16 protein-coding genes are annotated in these 15,346 nt (G+C 38.0%); 5 read left to right on the top strand and 11 right to left on the bottom strand.

Translation table 11 applies throughout. From position 1 onward, the window contains the following. Positions 1-2 precede the first annotated feature (2 nt). Positions 3-479 (top strand): LabA-like NYN domain-containing protein, encoded by a 477-nt coding sequence (locus AC0L3W_RS09905; RefSeq protein WP_409439002.1) that lies wholly within the window; start codon positions 3-5, stop codon positions 477-479. A 128-nt stretch (positions 480-607) separates the two neighbouring features. Next, entirely contained in the window at positions 608-973 is a 366-nt protein-coding gene (locus AC0L3W_RS09900; RefSeq protein ID WP_290041114.1) for a NirD/YgiW/YdeI family stress tolerance protein, read from the top strand. Between the two features lie 199 nt (positions 974-1,172). Here the strand turns inward: AC0L3W_RS09900 and AC0L3W_RS09895 are convergent, their stop codons facing one another. The 3 genes from AC0L3W_RS09895 to AC0L3W_RS09885 form a co-directional block, all read right to left on the bottom strand. Further along, the gene (locus AC0L3W_RS09895; protein ID WP_290041112.1) at positions 1,173-2,213 is read right to left on the bottom strand and encodes a TRAP transporter substrate-binding protein; all 1,041 of its coding nucleotides are present in this window, start codon (positions 2,211-2,213) and stop codon (positions 1,173-1,175) included. An 85-nt stretch (positions 2,214-2,298) separates the two neighbouring features. Beyond that, positions 2,299-3,618, bottom strand: coding sequence for a TRAP transporter large permease (locus AC0L3W_RS09890; RefSeq protein ID WP_290041110.1), 1,320 nt, complete (start codon positions 3,616-3,618; stop codon positions 2,299-2,301). After that, positions 3,615-4,037, bottom strand: coding sequence for a TRAP transporter small permease subunit (locus AC0L3W_RS09885; protein WP_290041108.1), 423 nt, complete (start codon positions 4,035-4,037; stop codon positions 3,615-3,617). The genes AC0L3W_RS09890 and AC0L3W_RS09885 overlap by 4 nt, the downstream gene beginning before the upstream one ends. Before the next feature lie 271 nt (positions 4,038-4,308). On the opposite strand from AC0L3W_RS09885, the gene AC0L3W_RS09880 reads away from it, so the two are divergent. Continuing rightward, the gene (locus AC0L3W_RS09880; protein ID WP_409439003.1) at positions 4,309-5,265 is read left to right on the top strand and encodes a helix-turn-helix domain-containing protein; all 957 of its coding nucleotides are present in this window, start codon (positions 4,309-4,311) and stop codon (positions 5,263-5,265) included. A gap of 118 nt (positions 5,266-5,383) precedes the next feature. Here the strand turns inward: AC0L3W_RS09880 and hemB are convergent, their stop codons facing one another. The 8 genes from hemB to ubiE all read right to left on the bottom strand — a co-directional run bounded on the left by hemB (position 5,384) and on the right by ubiE (position 11,954). Beyond that, positions 5,384-6,391, bottom strand: coding sequence for a porphobilinogen synthase (gene hemB, locus AC0L3W_RS09875; protein WP_409439004.1), 1,008 nt, complete (start codon positions 6,389-6,391; stop codon positions 5,384-5,386). 79 nt (positions 6,392-6,470) lie between these two features. Then, positions 6,471-7,256, bottom strand: a complete 786-nt coding sequence (locus AC0L3W_RS09870) for a TatD family hydrolase (RefSeq protein ID WP_409439005.1) — start codon at positions 7,254-7,256, stop codon at positions 6,471-6,473. Next, positions 7,249-8,025 carry a twin-arginine translocase subunit TatC gene (gene tatC / locus AC0L3W_RS09865; protein WP_409439006.1) on the bottom strand — a complete coding sequence of 259 codons (777 nt, stop codon included), beginning with the start codon at positions 8,023-8,025 and terminating at the stop codon, positions 7,249-7,251. Before tatC ends, AC0L3W_RS09870 begins: the two co-directional genes overlap by 8 nt. A 15-nt stretch (positions 8,026-8,040) precedes the next feature. Further along, a complete protein-coding gene (gene tatB, locus AC0L3W_RS09860; RefSeq protein WP_409439007.1) occupies positions 8,041-8,430 on the bottom strand; it encodes a Sec-independent protein translocase protein TatB in 390 nt (129 codons plus the stop codon). A gap of 163 nt (positions 8,431-8,593) precedes the next feature. After that, a complete protein-coding gene (gene tatA, locus AC0L3W_RS09855; protein WP_290041100.1) occupies positions 8,594-8,803 on the bottom strand; it encodes a twin-arginine translocase TatA/TatE family subunit in 210 nt (69 codons plus the stop codon). Positions 8,804-8,884: 81 nt separating this feature from the next. Then, complete coding sequence (gene ubiB / locus AC0L3W_RS09850) at positions 8,885-10,525, bottom strand: ubiquinone biosynthesis regulatory protein kinase UbiB (RefSeq protein WP_354669237.1); 1,641 nt, start codon at positions 10,523-10,525, stop codon at positions 8,885-8,887. Continuing rightward, positions 10,522-11,172 (bottom strand): ubiquinone biosynthesis accessory factor UbiJ, encoded by a 651-nt coding sequence (locus tag AC0L3W_RS09845; RefSeq protein ID WP_409439008.1) that lies wholly within the window; start codon positions 11,170-11,172, stop codon positions 10,522-10,524. Before AC0L3W_RS09845 ends, ubiB begins: the two co-directional genes overlap by 4 nt. 26 nt (positions 11,173-11,198) lie before the next feature. Then, positions 11,199-11,954 (bottom strand): bifunctional demethylmenaquinone methyltransferase/2-methoxy-6-polyprenyl-1,4-benzoquinol methylase UbiE, encoded by a 756-nt coding sequence (ubiE, locus tag AC0L3W_RS09840; protein ID WP_290041097.1) that lies wholly within the window; start codon positions 11,952-11,954, stop codon positions 11,199-11,201. A gap of 376 nt (positions 11,955-12,330) precedes the next feature. On the opposite strand from ubiE, the gene pgi reads away from it, so the two are divergent. Next, positions 12,331-13,983, top strand: coding sequence for a glucose-6-phosphate isomerase (pgi, locus tag AC0L3W_RS09835; protein ID WP_409439009.1), 1,653 nt, complete (start codon positions 12,331-12,333; stop codon positions 13,981-13,983). A gap of 363 nt (positions 13,984-14,346) precedes the next feature. Then, the gene (locus AC0L3W_RS09830; RefSeq protein ID WP_409439010.1) at positions 14,347-15,195 is read left to right on the top strand and encodes a glycosyltransferase family protein; all 849 of its coding nucleotides are present in this window, start codon (positions 14,347-14,349) and stop codon (positions 15,193-15,195) included. Positions 15,196-15,346 lie beyond the last annotated feature (151 nt).

Here is a 15,346-nt window from a genome sequence, read left to right as displayed (position 1 = left end):
TAATGAAAAAAATTGCTATTTTTGCTGATGTTCAAAACATCTATTACACCACTCGCCAAGCGTACGGAAAGCAATTTAACTATCGAAAACTATGGCAACAAATTAGCGCGCAAGGTGAAATTATTTGTGCTTACGCTTATGCCATTGAACGTGGAGATAATCAGCAACAAAAATTCCAAGAGATGCTAAGGCATGTGGGTTTTGATGTACGTTTAAAACCCTTTATTCAACGAAGTGATGGCACTGCAAAAGGGGATTGGGATGTAGGGATTACTATTGATGTAATGGAGTCAGCCGCTGAAGTTGATACGGTTATTTTACTTACAGGAGACGGTGATTTTGCTATTTTGTTAGATAAAGTTAACAGTAAGTTTGGTGTCACTACTGAAGCCTATGGTGTCCCTAAGTTGTCAGCTAAAGCTTTAATTGATGCTTGTACTCAGTTTCATCCTATCGACTCTGATTTATTAATGGGTTAACTTTGCCTGTTAAAGTTAGTGTGAACGAATTAGCACTTGTTTAGTCGTAAATAATGAGAGCGCTGAGTATTTACATTTTGTATCTGTAAATACTAACGCTGTGTTATTTTTACTAAATGAGGAACGCTATGATTAATTCTAAGTTTATGCTTAAAGGTTTAATGTCAGCACTATTCGCCAGCCTATTTTCTATGAGTGCATTTGCAGCATTCGTTGGTCCAGGTGCTACATCCATCCAAACCATTACAGCTAAAGAGGCGCTTGAGTTAGCCGATGATAGTAAAGTGGCTTTACAAGGTTCATTAGTGAAGCAAACGGCTGAAGAACATTACCTATTTAAAGACCAAAGTGGCGTAGTTATGGTAGAAATTGAAGATGAAGACTTTCGCCATATTACAGTAACGCCTGAAGATAAAATTCGCATTATTGGGGAAGTTGATAAAGAGTGGACGGAAAGCAAAGTAGACGTTGAGCATATAGAGATCATTAAATAATCTGTACATCAACATCAACATCAACATCAACATCAACATCAACATCAACATCAACAAAAATGCCGCATTAGATGCGGCATTTTAGTTTTTATATATCGTATTTTCGCTACTGACTTTTAGTGCCAATCATATTAATGAAAGTGGCCATTTTAAAGTCAAAATCAGCAGTGAGTCTAGCTGCTACTCTAGGCTTTTATGTTTAGCTATAACGATAAGGTCTTCCTGCTTTTTCCATATCTGCGTTGTATTGTTTGAATATCTCAACAATTTTCGCTTTTGTTGGTGATTCTTTTGCAATTTCATCCCAGAAATCACGCGCATCAGATTCAACTTGTGCCCATTCTTCATCAGGAATAGTCGTTAACTTCATGTCTGGACCGTTAACACGTAATTGCGCTTCTCCACCCCAATACCACCATTGGCGGTAGTAATGTGATGTTTCCATACACAAGGCTAGCAATTCTTTAAGGTGTTCAGGTAGTTCGTTATAACGATCCATATTAGCAAAGAAGTGTCCAATCCATGCACCAGAAATATTATTGGTTAGGAAGTAATCCGTAACTTTAGACCAACCTACGGTGTAATCTTCAGTAATACCAGACCATGCGATACCATCTAGCTCACCTGTTTGCAGTGCAACCTCTACATCCTCCCATGGAATAGATACTGGTACGACGCCGTATTTTGACATAAAACGACCAGCAGTAGGGAATGTAAATACTCTCAATCCTTTCAAATCTGCTAAGCTATTAATGGGCTTTTTAGTGGCAAAATGACAAGGATCCCATGCACCAGCAGAGATATGTTTAATGCCAAATTTTGCGTACTCTTCTTTCCAGATTTTATCTAGGCCATACTGGTTAAATAATACAGGTACATCGAGTGAATAACGGCTACCAAAAGGAAAGTAACCACCAAATGTGGTGACTTCAGTTGGAGAGGCCATAGAGTCATCATCAGACTGAACGGCATCAATAATTCCTTTTTGTAATGCGCGGAATAATTCACCAGTCGGTACCAGTTGATCCGCAAAATAAAGTTCAATTTGCATCTCTTCACCAGCAATACGGTTAAATGCCTCTATTGCAGGCTTAACAACGTGTTCTGCAAGAGCAGGACCTGCATAAGTTTGCATACGCCATTTTATTTTAGGTGAAGCTGCAAAGGTTTTTGCTGGTGCTAATACAGTACCTGCTGTTAGTGCTGCTGCACTTGTTAAAAACTTACGTCTTGAATTCATAAAATTTCTCCTGTTAATTAATTGGTAACGGACTTTTTTTCATCCGAAGTAAATAATGAGCTAAATAGAAATACTAATGGTTCTGTTATCCGTAAACGTAATTTGGCAACCACAAAGCAAGTTGTGGGAAGACCATGATAAGAATCAGGGCGAGTATCATAATGCCAACAAAAGGTCCGATTGAGCCGTAGATGTCTCGTAAAGAAATCTCAGGTGGAGCCATTGCCTTCATTAAAAATAAGTTATAACCAAAGGGCGGTGTCATGTAAGCAATTTGACAAGTAATGGTGTACAACACGCCGTACCAGATCAGGTCAAATCCTAGGGCATGCACTAAAGGAACAAATAATGGTGCAACAATAACTAACATCGCAGTATCATCGAGAAATGTTCCCATGATCAAAAAAGATAACTGCATTAAGATCAGTATTGCCCATGGGCTAAGCCCTAATTGCTCTGTAAATAGATCGGCAATTGCTTTAACTGCACCAAGGCCATCAAATATAGCGCCAAACCCTAACGCAGCGAGAATAATCCACATAAACATGCAAGAGATAGCCAATGTATTACGAACAGAATTTTCAAAGACGATTTTAGTCATACGTCTTTTAAAAATAGCGGCTGCGAATGCTGCCATTGCCCCGATTGCAGAGCTTTCCACTAAGCTTGTCCAACCATTTACAAAAGGCACCATCATGACTGCAAAAATACCAAGTGGTAATAGCCCTGCTCTTAATAAGCGTAATTTTTCAGCACGAGGAATATCTCGTTCTTCTTTATTGAGTGCTGGTCCCCAAGAAGGGTTAAGTCGACAGCAAACGACAATATAGATAATAAAAAGAGTAGCCATAATTAGCCCTGGGATAATCCCGGCTAGCCATAGTTGCCCAACAGGTTGACGTGCAATCATTGCATAGAGAACGAGTACAACAGAAGGTGGCACTAAAATACCAAGGGAAGAGCCTGCTTGAATAACACCTGTGACCATTTTTTTGTTATAGCCGCGCTTTAGTAATTCCGGTAACGCAATAGTGGCGCCGATAGCCATACCTGCGACTGAAAGCCCATTCATTGCTGATACCAGTACCATTAGACCTATCGTGCCTATCGCTAGACCACCAGGCATAGGGCCCATCCAAACATGGAACATCTTATAAAGATCGTCAGCAATCTTTGATTCAGACAGTACATACCCCATAAAAATAAACATGGGTAAAGTAAGCATTGGATACCAATTCATTACTTTCATTGCAGCAGTAAAAGGGATTTCTGCTCCGCCAGTTCCCCACAACATAATCGCAGAAATAGAGGCGACAGCGCCTATCGCGGCAAATACGCGTTGACCGGTTGCCATTAATAATGCCATCGAGGCAAACATCGCGATTGCGATCATTTCATAACTCATTTGATTTCTACTCCTCGAATAACAGCAACATCTTTAAAAAACTCTGAAATAGCTTGTAAGATCATCATGATGAATCCTACGCACATAACGGCTTTGATTGGCCAAATAAGTGGACGCCAAGCGGTGCTTGTACGTTGCCCATATTCAAAGGAGTAAAGCAGACTTTCCAAGCCGCCATATAGGAGTACAAATAGGAAAAAAATGAGAAAAAATACGGTAAATATATCCATCCAAGCGCGTTTCTTTATTGACCAGTTACCATAGAACAAGTCCATACGTACGTTTGCTTTTAGTTGAATTGCGTACGCACCACCGAGGATATAATAAGCGGCCATAGTAAATTGTGCCGATTCAAGCGTCCAAAGTGAGGGCATGAAAAAAGTTTTAGAGATTGATGACCACAAAAGTATGGAAACCATAAGAAAGATTCCATACATAGCGATACGGCCGACAAAATAATTAAATTTATCGACATACTTAATATAAAAGAGAATAAAACCAGGCATCTGCTGTCCTTATGCGAATTGGTTCGTTTTTTGCTGATTTAGAATCAACGGTTATCGATTAAGTACTAGCGATATTCGTACCTAACTAATATCAAAAATCGGCAAATAGAAAAGGTCTTATTTAACAGTTAGATAGAGAAATTAAGCACTATATTGGTTCATGATATAAAACAAGGAAATGTAGATGGATGAACTGACCTTTAAAAACAATGCACTAATGATGAGCAGTATTCACTCATATGATGCAAATCATCAGGCGGCGAACTTAGTTAATTGGCAGCAGGAGTTTGATCAACTTAGCCAAGGACATTTTATTGGGGTTATTAACGAGCTTCACTTTCCTCATCTTCATGCATTTCGAGAGGACACGAGTCATAGCTTGAAGCAACAGTGTCGTATAGAAGATGGTGGACTGTGGTTAGGCTTTAGTGCAAATGATAAAAGCTGCCGAATTAATAATGAGCCGACGACTTTTAACCAATTTCTATGTCGATCAGGTGGCCAAGACTTTGAATTATTAACGCCTGATAACTTTTCCATTTATGGGCTGGTTTTACATCCTAGCTTTTTTACTGGGTTGACTGAGCAAACAAAAGAAGAAGTGTATGACAGCAGTAGTGATGGCCTATGGTTGGATAATATTGCGTTAGATGAATTATATAAATTTCGCCAATATCTCTCTTTATTATTAGCACCGAAAGGTAATCATTGGAGTAGCAGTACTCATGAGTCTATTCTTCATGATGCTATTTTAGAGCTACTTACTAAGGCACAACGAACGTCAGCTGCCTATGTGACTTCACCGCAACGGCAGCGTATTATGGCTAGAGTCCAAGAGTATTTAACGGAATCTCGTTTAAAATCTCCAATTACGATGAGTGAAATATGCGCGGCAGTGCATGTAAGTCGTCGTACATTACAATATACTTTTGCTCAATGCTATGGGATATCGCCTAAGCAGTATATTCAAGTGGTTCGGCTTAATCAGGCGAGACGAATGCTACAAAGTAGCGAGGAATTTCATACCATTGCTGATGTTGCATTTAATTATGGATTTTTTCATCTAGGCCAATTCTGCGGGAGTTATAAACGTTTGTTTGGTGAGACGCCGCGGCAAACATTGCAATATAAAAATAACTAAAACCACTTTAAAGGCAAAGAGCCGTTAATTTTTAATAGGGTGAGTGTTTGCTTTTTGAATGAGGGGAAGGGGGACACAGGCAAAAATGTAATCATTACTTTTGCCTGTGAGAATGCGGTTACTTTTGTTCTTTCAGCCAGATAGCTACTTGCTTAGCAAAGTAGGTCAAAATACCGTTTGCACCTGCACGTTTAAAACATAATAGTGACTCTAAAACACACTCTTTTTCTTTTAACCAGCCGTTATCGATGGCTGCTTTATGCATCGCATATTCACCACTGACTTGGTAAGCAAAAGTCGGTACCTGTAACTCATGCTTTACACGACGTACGATATCTAAATATGGCATTCCAGGTTTTACCATTACCATGTCTGCACCTTCTTGAATATCTAAGGCAACTTCATGAATTGCTTCATCGCTGTTTGCAGGATCCATTTGGTAGGTAAATTTATTCGCACCTTTTAAATTACCTGCACTGCCTACTGCATCACGGAAAGGGCCGTAGTATGTTGATGCGTATTTTGCACTGTAAGCCATGATTTGAGTATTAATGAAGCCTGCATTTTCTAATGCCTCTCGGATTGCACCAATACGTCCATCCATCATATCTGACGGTGCAACAATATCAGCACCGGCCTGCGCATGTGAGAGGGCTTGTTTCACTAGGATGTCAGTGGTGATATCGTTTAATACATAACCTTCGCTATCGATAATGCCATCTTGCCCATGCGTGGTGAAAGGGTCTAAGGCAACATCGGTGATCACGCCTAGATCTAGTGCTGCTGCTTTAATGCATCGCACGGCACGTTGCGCTAGGCCATTTTCATTGTAAGCTTCTTCTGCCATTTCCGTTTTAATATAACTTGGTGTTACTGGAAATATGGCGACAGCAGGGATACCTAAGGCAGCAAGTTCTTTAACTTCAACTTCTAAAAGATCTAAGGATAAACGTTCGATACCAGGCATCGAAGGAATCGCCTCACGGCAATTAGTGCCTTCAATCACAAACATAGGATAGATTAAATCATTTACTGATAATTGATTCTCTTGTACTAGGCGGCGTGAAAAATCATGCTTACGTAAACGGCGTAGACGGCGAGCGGGAAAAGATTGAGAAACAGTCATAATGGCTCCAAGGTGAACAGTATTGTATTTAGTGTTATTAGTCAGCGTAATGAAATCGACTAAATACAGAGTCGTTTATTTAAATTGTTAAATTAAAAAACGTATTCGTTGTTTGTTGTGTATTGCTTAAGAGTAATTGTAAATCTTGTTGTCTTGCATCGGCAATGGTTTTTGCAATATAAGGCAAGTACTTGGGTTCGTTACGACTCGACTTTGGCTTAGGTCGCATTGAACGTGGTAGTAAATAGGGACTATCTGTCTCGAGCATTAAACGATTATCGGGAATCATTTTAACGATATCGAGTAAGTGTTGGCCGCGGCGTTCATCGCAAATCCAACCTGTGATGCCAATGTGTAAACCCAATGCTAAATATTGCTCAAGCTCAGCTTGTGTGCCAGTAAAACAATGCACGACGGCATTAGAGAGTTGTTTAATGTAAGGAGATACTAATTCAATGAATCGTACACTGGCATCTCGTTCATGCATAAACACAGGTAGTTGATACTCAACGGCTAATTCAAGCTGTTGTATAAAAGCATGTTCTTGCTCGGCAGGTGTGGAGAAGTTACGGTTGAAGTCTAATCCACATTCACCTACCGCTTTTACTTCTGGTTGGACTAACAACTCTCGTAGCTTTGTTAGTGCTCGTTGATCCATACTGCTCGCATCGTGAGGGTGAACACCCGCAGTGCTATACAGAAAACCTGGGTATGATTTTGATAAAGTAAGTGCTTGCTCACTTTCAGTGATATTAGTACCAGTAACAATCAGTTTACTTAATCCAGCTTGTTTGGCTTGTTCAAGCACCGCTGGTAAATCTTTATCAAAACGCGAGTTAGTTAAATTAACGCCGATATCAATCATTACGAGCAGACTCTTTATCGATATTATTTTCTTCTTCCTGATCGGTCTTCTTTACATAAAAACGTGCAAACAGTAAACCAACTTCAAATAAAATGAGCATAGGGACTGCGAGTAAGGTTTGTGAAATAACATCCGGTGGTGTTAACAACATGCCAAAAATAAATGCAGCCACAACAATATAAGGACGTTTCGCTCTTAATGAATCAGGTGTAGTTGCGCCTGTCCAGCATAGTAATAATGTGGCGACTGGGATCTCAAAGGCCAAACCAAAAGCAAAAAACAGCTTTAATACAAAATCTAAATAGCTGCTAATATCTGTTGCAATGGTAACTCCCTCTGGCGCTGTACTGGTAAAAAATGAAAATACTAAGGGAAATACAACATAGTAAGAAAAAACCATACCCAGATAAAACAAAAATGCACTGCTCGCGACAAGTGGCGCAACAAGCTTGCGCTCATGTTTATATAATCCTGGTGCTACAAAAGCCCATACTTGATACAAAATGGCTGGTATAGCAATTAATATAGATAGCACGATGGTTAATTTGATGGGTGTAAAAAAGGGCGTGGCAACACCTGTTGCAATCATGCTTGAGCCTTCAGGTAATTGGCTAGTAAGCGGGATCGCAATGTATTGGTAAATATCATTGGAGAAATAAACTAAGCCCAAAAATAAGACTAAGACAATCACTACAATTTTTAAAATTCTATCTCTTAATTCTAAAAGGTGGGTGATTAGCGGTAAGCTATGTTGTTCTTGTTCTGACATCGACTCACTCATGCGTTATTTGTCCTGCGAAGGTGTTTTTTCAGGTATTGCATCATCAGCAATGGATTGTTTAGGTGTTTCTTTTACTGATTTAATGATGTCGTCAACATTGTTTTTATAAGGTTGTGTGAGCTGTTCAACATCCTGTTTCATTTCATCAATTGAGGCTTTTAAGTTAGGATTTAATTGTTCTAGCTCTTGTTTACCTTTTTTGAGCATATTCTCATTCATTTCATGTAATTCAAGTTCTTGAGAAATCTCATTTTTAACTGAGTTTGCCATGCTCTTAGCAGTATTAACCCATTTTAAAACGGTGCGAATAGCAATAGGTAAGCGTTGTGGACCTAACACAACAAGTCCAATCACGGAGATCAAAACGATCTCCCAGAAGCCAATATCAAACATTAAATAATGTGCCTTTTACTAAAACCTACCTGGCACTTATACAATGAAATCAAGCTAGATAGGTGATGGTCTTCAAAAAGTTATGTCGATGACACTCAAAAGCTATCTATATTTTGCGTGGTATCGCCTAGTAAAATAGATGACTTAATGAGTGTGAGTAGTATTAGTCTTTTTGTTCGCTTTTTTCAGCCTTTAGGCTTTCTGGTGATTTTTTATCTAACTCTGTAGCGTTGTCTTCATCTTTTATTGCTTTTTTAAACCCTTTAATTGCGCCACCTAAGTCACCGCCAATACCACGCAGCTTTTTAGTGCCAAATAAAACAATAACAATCACTGCTATGATAACTAACTGCCAAATTCCGATGCCGCCCATAATCTTCTTCCTATGTGTAAATAATGTTGTAAGTTAACTGGTAAACAATAACCCATTAATGTGAAATTTTTACTACAATTGTCACAATTTGTTATTAAATCGCCAAGCAAGTACCCAAGATATTACTGCGGGTATTGTTAAATACAAGTTAATATTGCCATCTTCCTGTAAATATAACAGCGCAGAGATAATACTTAGGGTAATAGCCAAGGCTGTAATCACTTGGTTTTTACTATTGCGATTTTGTTGTTCATTTAAGCGTTGCATCAATAACTGCTGTTGTTTTTGAACTTGTTTGGTTTGCGCTAAATTATGGTAAACCAGCTCTGGAATATCTGGTAATTTCTCTAACCAAAATGGTGCTTTTACTTTTAATTTATTGATTAGGGTTTTAGGGCTTACTTGCTCACGCATCCAATTTTCTAAGAAAGGTTTTGCGGTATCCCATAAATCTAATTGAGGGTATAACTGACGTCCTAACCCTTCAATATATAACAAGGTTTTTTGCAACAATACTAATTGTGGTTGAACCTGCATGTTAAAGCGACGTGCAGTGTTGAATAAATTAATTAATACCTGTGCAAAAGATATTTCAGATAATGGTTTCTCAAAAATAGGCTCGCATACGGCACGAATAGCAAATTCAAACTCTTCTACAGGTGTATCGGAAGGCACCCATTCAGAATCAATATGTAGTTGGGCAACTTGGCGGTAATCTCGGTTGAAAAAAGCTAAGAAGTTTTCGGCTAAATAACGTTTATCTTCGTTAGTTAATGTACCTACTATGCCACAGTCAATACCAATCCAAAGCGGATCTTCTGGGTGTTCGTAAGAGACAAATACATTACCAGGGTGCATGTCCGCATGGAAAAAGCTGTCTCTAAACACTTGTGTGAAAAAGGCTTCTACACCTCGCTCAGCTAATAATTTTAAATCAGTATTTTGTGCTTTTAATGCATCAATATCGGATACTGGAATACCGTAAATTCGCTCCATTACTAACGCATCTTTAGTGCAGTAGTCTGAATATATTTCAGGTACGTATAACAGTTTAGAGTTTAAAAAATTGCGACGTAATTGAATCGCATTTGCACCTTCTCGCATTAAATCTAATTCATCTACGATGGTTTTTTCATATTCGCGGATCACTTCAACTGGGCGTAATCTTTTTGCATCTTTTAAGAAGCGTTGCAGTAACCCGGCAAACCATTTCATTAATTGTAAGTCTGCTGAAATCGTTTTCTCGATACCTGGGCGCGTGACTTTAATTACAACTTCTCTACCGTCTTCTTTTAAAATCGCTGTATGAACCTGTGCGATAGAGGCTGATGCTAATGCTACTTTGTCAAAATCATCAAAAAGTTCATGAATAGGGCGTTGGAAAGATTTTTCTATTTGTTTGATGGCCAGTTCACCAGAAAAGGCGGGAACATTATCTTGTAGATGAGCAAGCTGGTCTGCATAAATTGGCGCTAATAGATCACGGCGAGTTGATAACATTTGCCCAAGTTTGATATAAATAGGGCCTAATGACTGTAAGCTTAAACGTAAGCGTTCTGGCAAACTTAAATGCTGATGTTGATTGCGTAACCAAAATAAACATAGGCGCAGAACCCAGTAGCTCTTTGGTCTTTGTGCTTTAGGGACTAGTTCAATTAAGCCGTATTCTATGAAGGTTTTTTGTATCTGGTATAAACGCGATAGCTCTTTAATTTTTATCATTTTTTGTCAGCTAATACCTTGGTTTGTGATAGGTTGTTGAGCTGCTTATCCAGCTTATTGTTGATCTTATTGAGTAACAGATCTGCATCCGTTGCTAAACTACTGACTTGATCGCAAAAGTACGCAACTTCCAATGCACTTGGAGCGAGTTTGATCTCTTCCGTTACATACAGTGCAGATTGCGTTTCAATACGTTTATATTGAAATTGGGTCGTTTGAAACGCTGTTTTAGCATGTTGGCAGAGTTTATGTGCAATAACATCACCCACTTTCTGTGATAAATGCTCTTCCCAATCGATCTGCATATCAGTTAATAACATAGCAAACTTCTGCACTAACTGGATGTCGCCATCAACTTCTAACTCGCCCGATTTAATCAATTGCGTTAATTGACGATTATCTTGCAGTTTATTCAGTGCCTGAAAACTGACCTTGATAGTACAGTCAGGTTGACCTTCAAATTGATTAAGCACATCAACCTGCTGCTCAGAAATAATAAAATACAGTGGTAAGTCTATCTCTTGTAAGCTCGCCGCAATGATAGTGCCATTAAGTTGTTTACGTTTGCTTATTGCACTGCTATCTAATTGATGTAGCTGATTCACGCTTGTTTCTAGTAAGCCGCAAAGTAAGTTGGTTAATGGCATATTATCTCTCGCTGTAAAAAGGCTATTTAGTATTTGTAACCGCGATGAAGTGCGACAATACCTGCACTTAGGTTAAAGTATTCTGTTCCTTCAAAACCGACATTATTCATCATCTCTTTTAAGGTGTCTTGGTCTGGGTGCATACGAATACTTTCAGCAAGGTATTGGTAACTTTCACTGTCGTTAGCGATTAACTTACCTAACTTAGGTAAAATATTAAATGAGTAGAAATCGTAGAACTTCTCAACCGGCGTGTATACAGGTTTAGAAAACTCTAATACTAAAAGGCGACCGCCTGGTTTTAATACACGGTAAATAGAAGCTAATGCCTTATCTTTGTCTGTCACATTACGTAAACCAAAAGCGATAGTGATCAGGTCAAAATGGTTATCAGGGAAGGGCAGTTCTTCAGCGTTTGCTTGAACATAGCTAACGTTACCTTCGATCCCCATATCACGCAGTTTAGTACGGCCGACTTTGAGCATGGAATCATTGATATCAGCTAAAACCACTTCACCTTTTGTGCCAACAATACGTGAAAACTTGGCAGTTAGATCGCCAGTGCCACCTGCAAGATCTAATACTTTTTGACCTTGACGTACGCCTGAACAATCAATCGTAAAACGTTTCCAAATGCGGTGAATACCCATGGATAACACATCATTCATGATGTCATATTTAGCGGCAACAGAGTGAAATACATCGGCAACGAGCTCTACCTTCTTATCCTCTTCAACGGTTTTAAAACCAAAGTGAGTTGTATTGTCTGAGTTTTCTTGCATCTTATCTGTTTACCTTTTGATAAATATATTGGCTTAATTGGATATCCTCGAATGATACCAATTTTTAAAGGATATTTGGATCTTTATTGTCGACCCTTACATTGCTTGTTTTAATGTTACGCTTTCTTACAAAAGCTCACTCTTTTATTGGCTATTATTCAGCGCTAATAATTCACACTACCACACACGGTTTAGTATTAAATTATTCACAAGAGTTATTTAAGTATGCCCTTTTTAAAGGTACATTAGTTGTTGTAACTCATTGTTTTGCCTTTTTTATCAATATTTAATGAACAGTGTGTGGTTATTTCTGATAACTTATAGTCAATGAGCAATAACTGCAAAAGCTTTAATATCATAAACTTGGGAACCTCTTATGCTGAAAAATATCAAACCAACACAGACCAAGGCTTGGTCTACGCTACAATCGTTATTCGATGAACACGCAGATATGCAGATTTCGCAATTATTTGCTGAAAACGCACAGCGTTTTGAGACTTTTTCTCGTCAATTCAATGAAGACTTTTTATTAGATTTCTCTAAAAATCTAATTACTGAAGAAATTTTAGCAAGCCTGTTGGATTTAGCTGAAGAGGTCGATTTATCAGGTGCTATTAAAGCACAGTTCTCTGGCGAGAAAATTAATATCACAGAACAGCGTGCCGTATTACATACTGCTTTACGTAATCGTAGTAATACACCGGTATTTGTTGATGGTGAAGATGTAATGCCAAAAATCAATCAAGTACTCCAACAAATGAAAGCATTTTGTGAAAAGGTACATTCGGGTGAGTGGTTAGGTTATACTGGTAAACGGATTACAGATGTGGTGAATATTGGCATTGGTGGTTCAGACTTGGGCCCTTATATGGTCACTGAAGCACTTCGTCCTTATAAAGTCGATGGCATTGAGACGCACTTTGTATCTAACGTTGATGGTACACACATTGTTGAAACCCTAACTAAGGTGGATCCAGAGACAACGTTATTCTTGATCGCGTCTAAAACCTTTACCACACAAGAAACTATGACCAATGCACATAGTGCTCGCGATTGGTTCTTAAATTTTGCGCAAGATGAAGCGTTTGTAGCGAAACACTTCGCTGCATTATCTACGAATGCCACTGCAGTCACTGAGTTTGGGATTGATACGACGAATATGTTCCAATTCTGGGATTGGGTTGGTGGCCGTTATTCTATTTGGTGTGCGATTGGTTTATCTATTGCCTTAACTGTCGGTTTTGATAATTACGAAGAGCTATTAGCCGGCGCGCATGAAATGGACCAACATTTTGCGACGACTGATTTTAAAGATAACATTCCAGTATTATTAGCGGTTATTGGTATCTGGTATAACAATTTCTACGGCGCTGAGTCTGAGGCTATTTTACCTTATGATCAATATATGCACCGTTTCCCTGCTTACTTCCAACAAGGCAATATGGAATCTAACGGTAAATGTACAGACCGTAACGGTGACCCAGTTGATTACCAAACAGGACCTATTATTTGGGGCGAACCTGGTACAAACGGGCAACATGCTTTCTACCAGTTAGTACATCAAGGGACTAAGTTAATTCCTTGTGATTTTATTGCTCCGGCCGTAAGTCATAACCCAGCAGGTGACCATCATCCAAAATTACTATCAAACTTCTTTGCTCAAACCGAAGCATTAGCTTTTGGTAAAACAAAAATGCAAGTGGAGTCTGAATTTACAGCTGCCGGTAAATCAGCAGAAGAAGTCGCTGATTTAGTCCCTTATAAAGTATTTGAAGGTAACAAGCCAACTAACTCTATTCTTGTTAAAAAAATAACACCTAAAACACTAGGGCAATTGATTGCTATGTACGAGCAAAAGATTTTCACCCAAGGCGTTATTTGGAATATCTTTACTTTCGACCAATGGGGTGTTGAGCTTGGTAAGCAATTAGCAGGGCAAATCTTACCGGAATTAAGTAATGATAATTGTGTAGAAAGCCATGACTGTTCTACTAATGGTTTAATCAACGCTTGGAAAGCTTGGAAATAAGTTTTATCTCCCCACTCTAAAATTGACTGCCTCAGATTGTATTAATTTGAGGCAGTCAGCATGCTTAGTTCTCTTTATATTTTACTCATTGTTGATAAATCATTACTATAACCCTTTGGTATTATCGTTTTATAGCGAGTAATGCTGAAGTGCTTATTTAGTTTAAATTATTCTTTATTCTTGCCGATCAACTTATGACAAGTAATATTGTTTAATGATTGGCTGCAATGCTTTATTGAAGAGTTGTTGTAGATAATTTTATATTAGGTGAATAGGTAAAAATAGATAGTACGGAAACTGCCTATTATTAAACAATAATAGTCTATTATTGCAATATGCATTAACCAAATTACCGAGACATACATGTTAGAAACAGCCATTCTGGTATTGCTTTACAATAAAGAAATAAAAGACAGTAGTACTTTAAACTCTTTAATCAAATCGACAGCTCAATATTCAAACGCTAAAATTGTTATTTGGAATAATGGCCCTAAAAAGTTAAATTCTGTCAACTCTCAAGCCCTTATCGACTTAGGCTATCAAACAGAGATCGTTGAAACAGTCACTAATGATTCCTTAGCAGTTATATATAACCGTTTCATAAAAGCCAATCAGGCTAAAAAGTATATCTTACTTGATGATGATTCTGAGCTGAGCGAGCAATTTATTAAAGCCTCTGCTTTAAGCAAACCTGAACATCTTTCTTTACCCATTATTACTAGTAACGGAAAAGTGCAATATCCAAGTATTGACCGCAAACGTTATTCATCAGAAACAATAATAAAAGATAGTAGCCGAGTTACGACGATCGGTAGTGGCTTAGTGCTTGGTATTAATATTGTTAATGCATTAAATGAATATTACAACAGCGTATTTGATGAACGCTTTTATTTATATGGTGTTGATACGACATTTTGTTTAAGAGTTAATGAAAGTGAGCAAGTTAAACATGTAAAACTGATTACTGGTTTTGATCACTCTCTATCTAAACTAGAAATGGAAAGTGAAACTATGACTCGTTTTAGGCGTATTGAGCGAAGTTACGAGCTCGGTTTAAAATTAAGGTATTATATGCCTTTAAGTAAGACGCTATTTTTACTGTTAAAAACGGGTACTAGTGTTTTAAAAAGATTATGTCTAGGAAAAAGGTATAAGGTTAGTTTTTTGTATGTGGTGAAGGCTTTCTTATCTGGAAAGCATTATAGAAGTTGATTAGTCTTTGATTATATTTTTAAAAAAATCCAACTAAGTATAATAAATATTAATTATATTTTACAAATAAATTATATCTGAAACTTATCTTTGCACATTTTTTCCTCATTTAAAATTTATCATAAATGGATATTTTAAATGAGGAGATATA

Source organism: Psychromonas sp. KJ10-5 (assembly GCF_055808325.1).
Note: the sequence above shows the minus strand (reverse complement) of the source record. Positions and strands in the feature narration are given on the sequence as shown.

What these genes read in the sequence shown, in the direction of transcription:
- AC0L3W_RS09905 (WP_409439002.1), top strand. Translation starts at nt 3, where the DNA reads ATGAAAAAAATTGCTATTTTTGCTGATGTTCAAAACATCTATTACACC.
- AC0L3W_RS09900 (WP_290041114.1), top strand. Translation starts at nt 608, where the DNA reads ATGATTAATTCTAAGTTTATGCTTAAAGGTTTAATGTCAGCACTATTC.
- AC0L3W_RS09895 (WP_290041112.1), bottom strand. Translation starts at nt 2,213, where the DNA reads ATGAATTCAAGACGTAAGTTTTTAACAAGTGCAGCAGCACTAACAGCA.
- AC0L3W_RS09890 (WP_290041110.1), bottom strand. Translation starts at nt 3,618, where the DNA reads ATGAGTTATGAAATGATCGCAATCGCGATGTTTGCCTCGATGGCATTA.
- AC0L3W_RS09885 (WP_290041108.1), bottom strand. Translation starts at nt 4,037, where the DNA reads ATGGTTTCCATACTTTTGTGGTCATCAATCTCTAAAACTTTTTTCATG.
- AC0L3W_RS09880 (WP_409439003.1), top strand. Translation starts at nt 4,309, where the DNA reads ATGGATGAACTGACCTTTAAAAACAATGCACTAATGATGAGCAGTATT.
- hemB (WP_409439004.1), bottom strand. Translation starts at nt 6,391, where the DNA reads ATGACTGTTTCTCAATCTTTTCCCGCTCGCCGTCTACGCCGTTTACGT.
- AC0L3W_RS09870 (WP_409439005.1), bottom strand. Translation starts at nt 7,256, where the DNA reads ATGATTGATATCGGCGTTAATTTAACTAACTCGCGTTTTGATAAAGAT.
- tatC (WP_409439006.1), bottom strand. Translation starts at nt 8,025, where the DNA reads ATGTCAGAACAAGAACAACATAGCTTACCGCTAATCACCCACCTTTTA.
- tatB (WP_409439007.1), bottom strand. Translation starts at nt 8,430, where the DNA reads ATGTTTGATATTGGCTTCTGGGAGATCGTTTTGATCTCCGTGATTGGA.
- tatA (WP_290041100.1), bottom strand. Translation starts at nt 8,803, where the DNA reads ATGGGCGGCATCGGAATTTGGCAGTTAGTTATCATAGCAGTGATTGTT.
- ubiB (WP_354669237.1), bottom strand. Translation starts at nt 10,525, where the DNA reads ATGATAAAAATTAAAGAGCTATCGCGTTTATACCAGATACAAAAAACC.
- AC0L3W_RS09845 (WP_409439008.1), bottom strand. Translation starts at nt 11,172, where the DNA reads ATGCCATTAACCAACTTACTTTGCGGCTTACTAGAAACAAGCGTGAAT.
- ubiE (WP_290041097.1), bottom strand. Translation starts at nt 11,954, where the DNA reads ATGCAAGAAAACTCAGACAATACAACTCACTTTGGTTTTAAAACCGTT.
- pgi (WP_409439009.1), top strand. Translation starts at nt 12,331, where the DNA reads ATGCTGAAAAATATCAAACCAACACAGACCAAGGCTTGGTCTACGCTA.
- AC0L3W_RS09830 (WP_409439010.1), top strand. Translation starts at nt 14,347, where the DNA reads ATGTTAGAAACAGCCATTCTGGTATTGCTTTACAATAAAGAAATAAAA.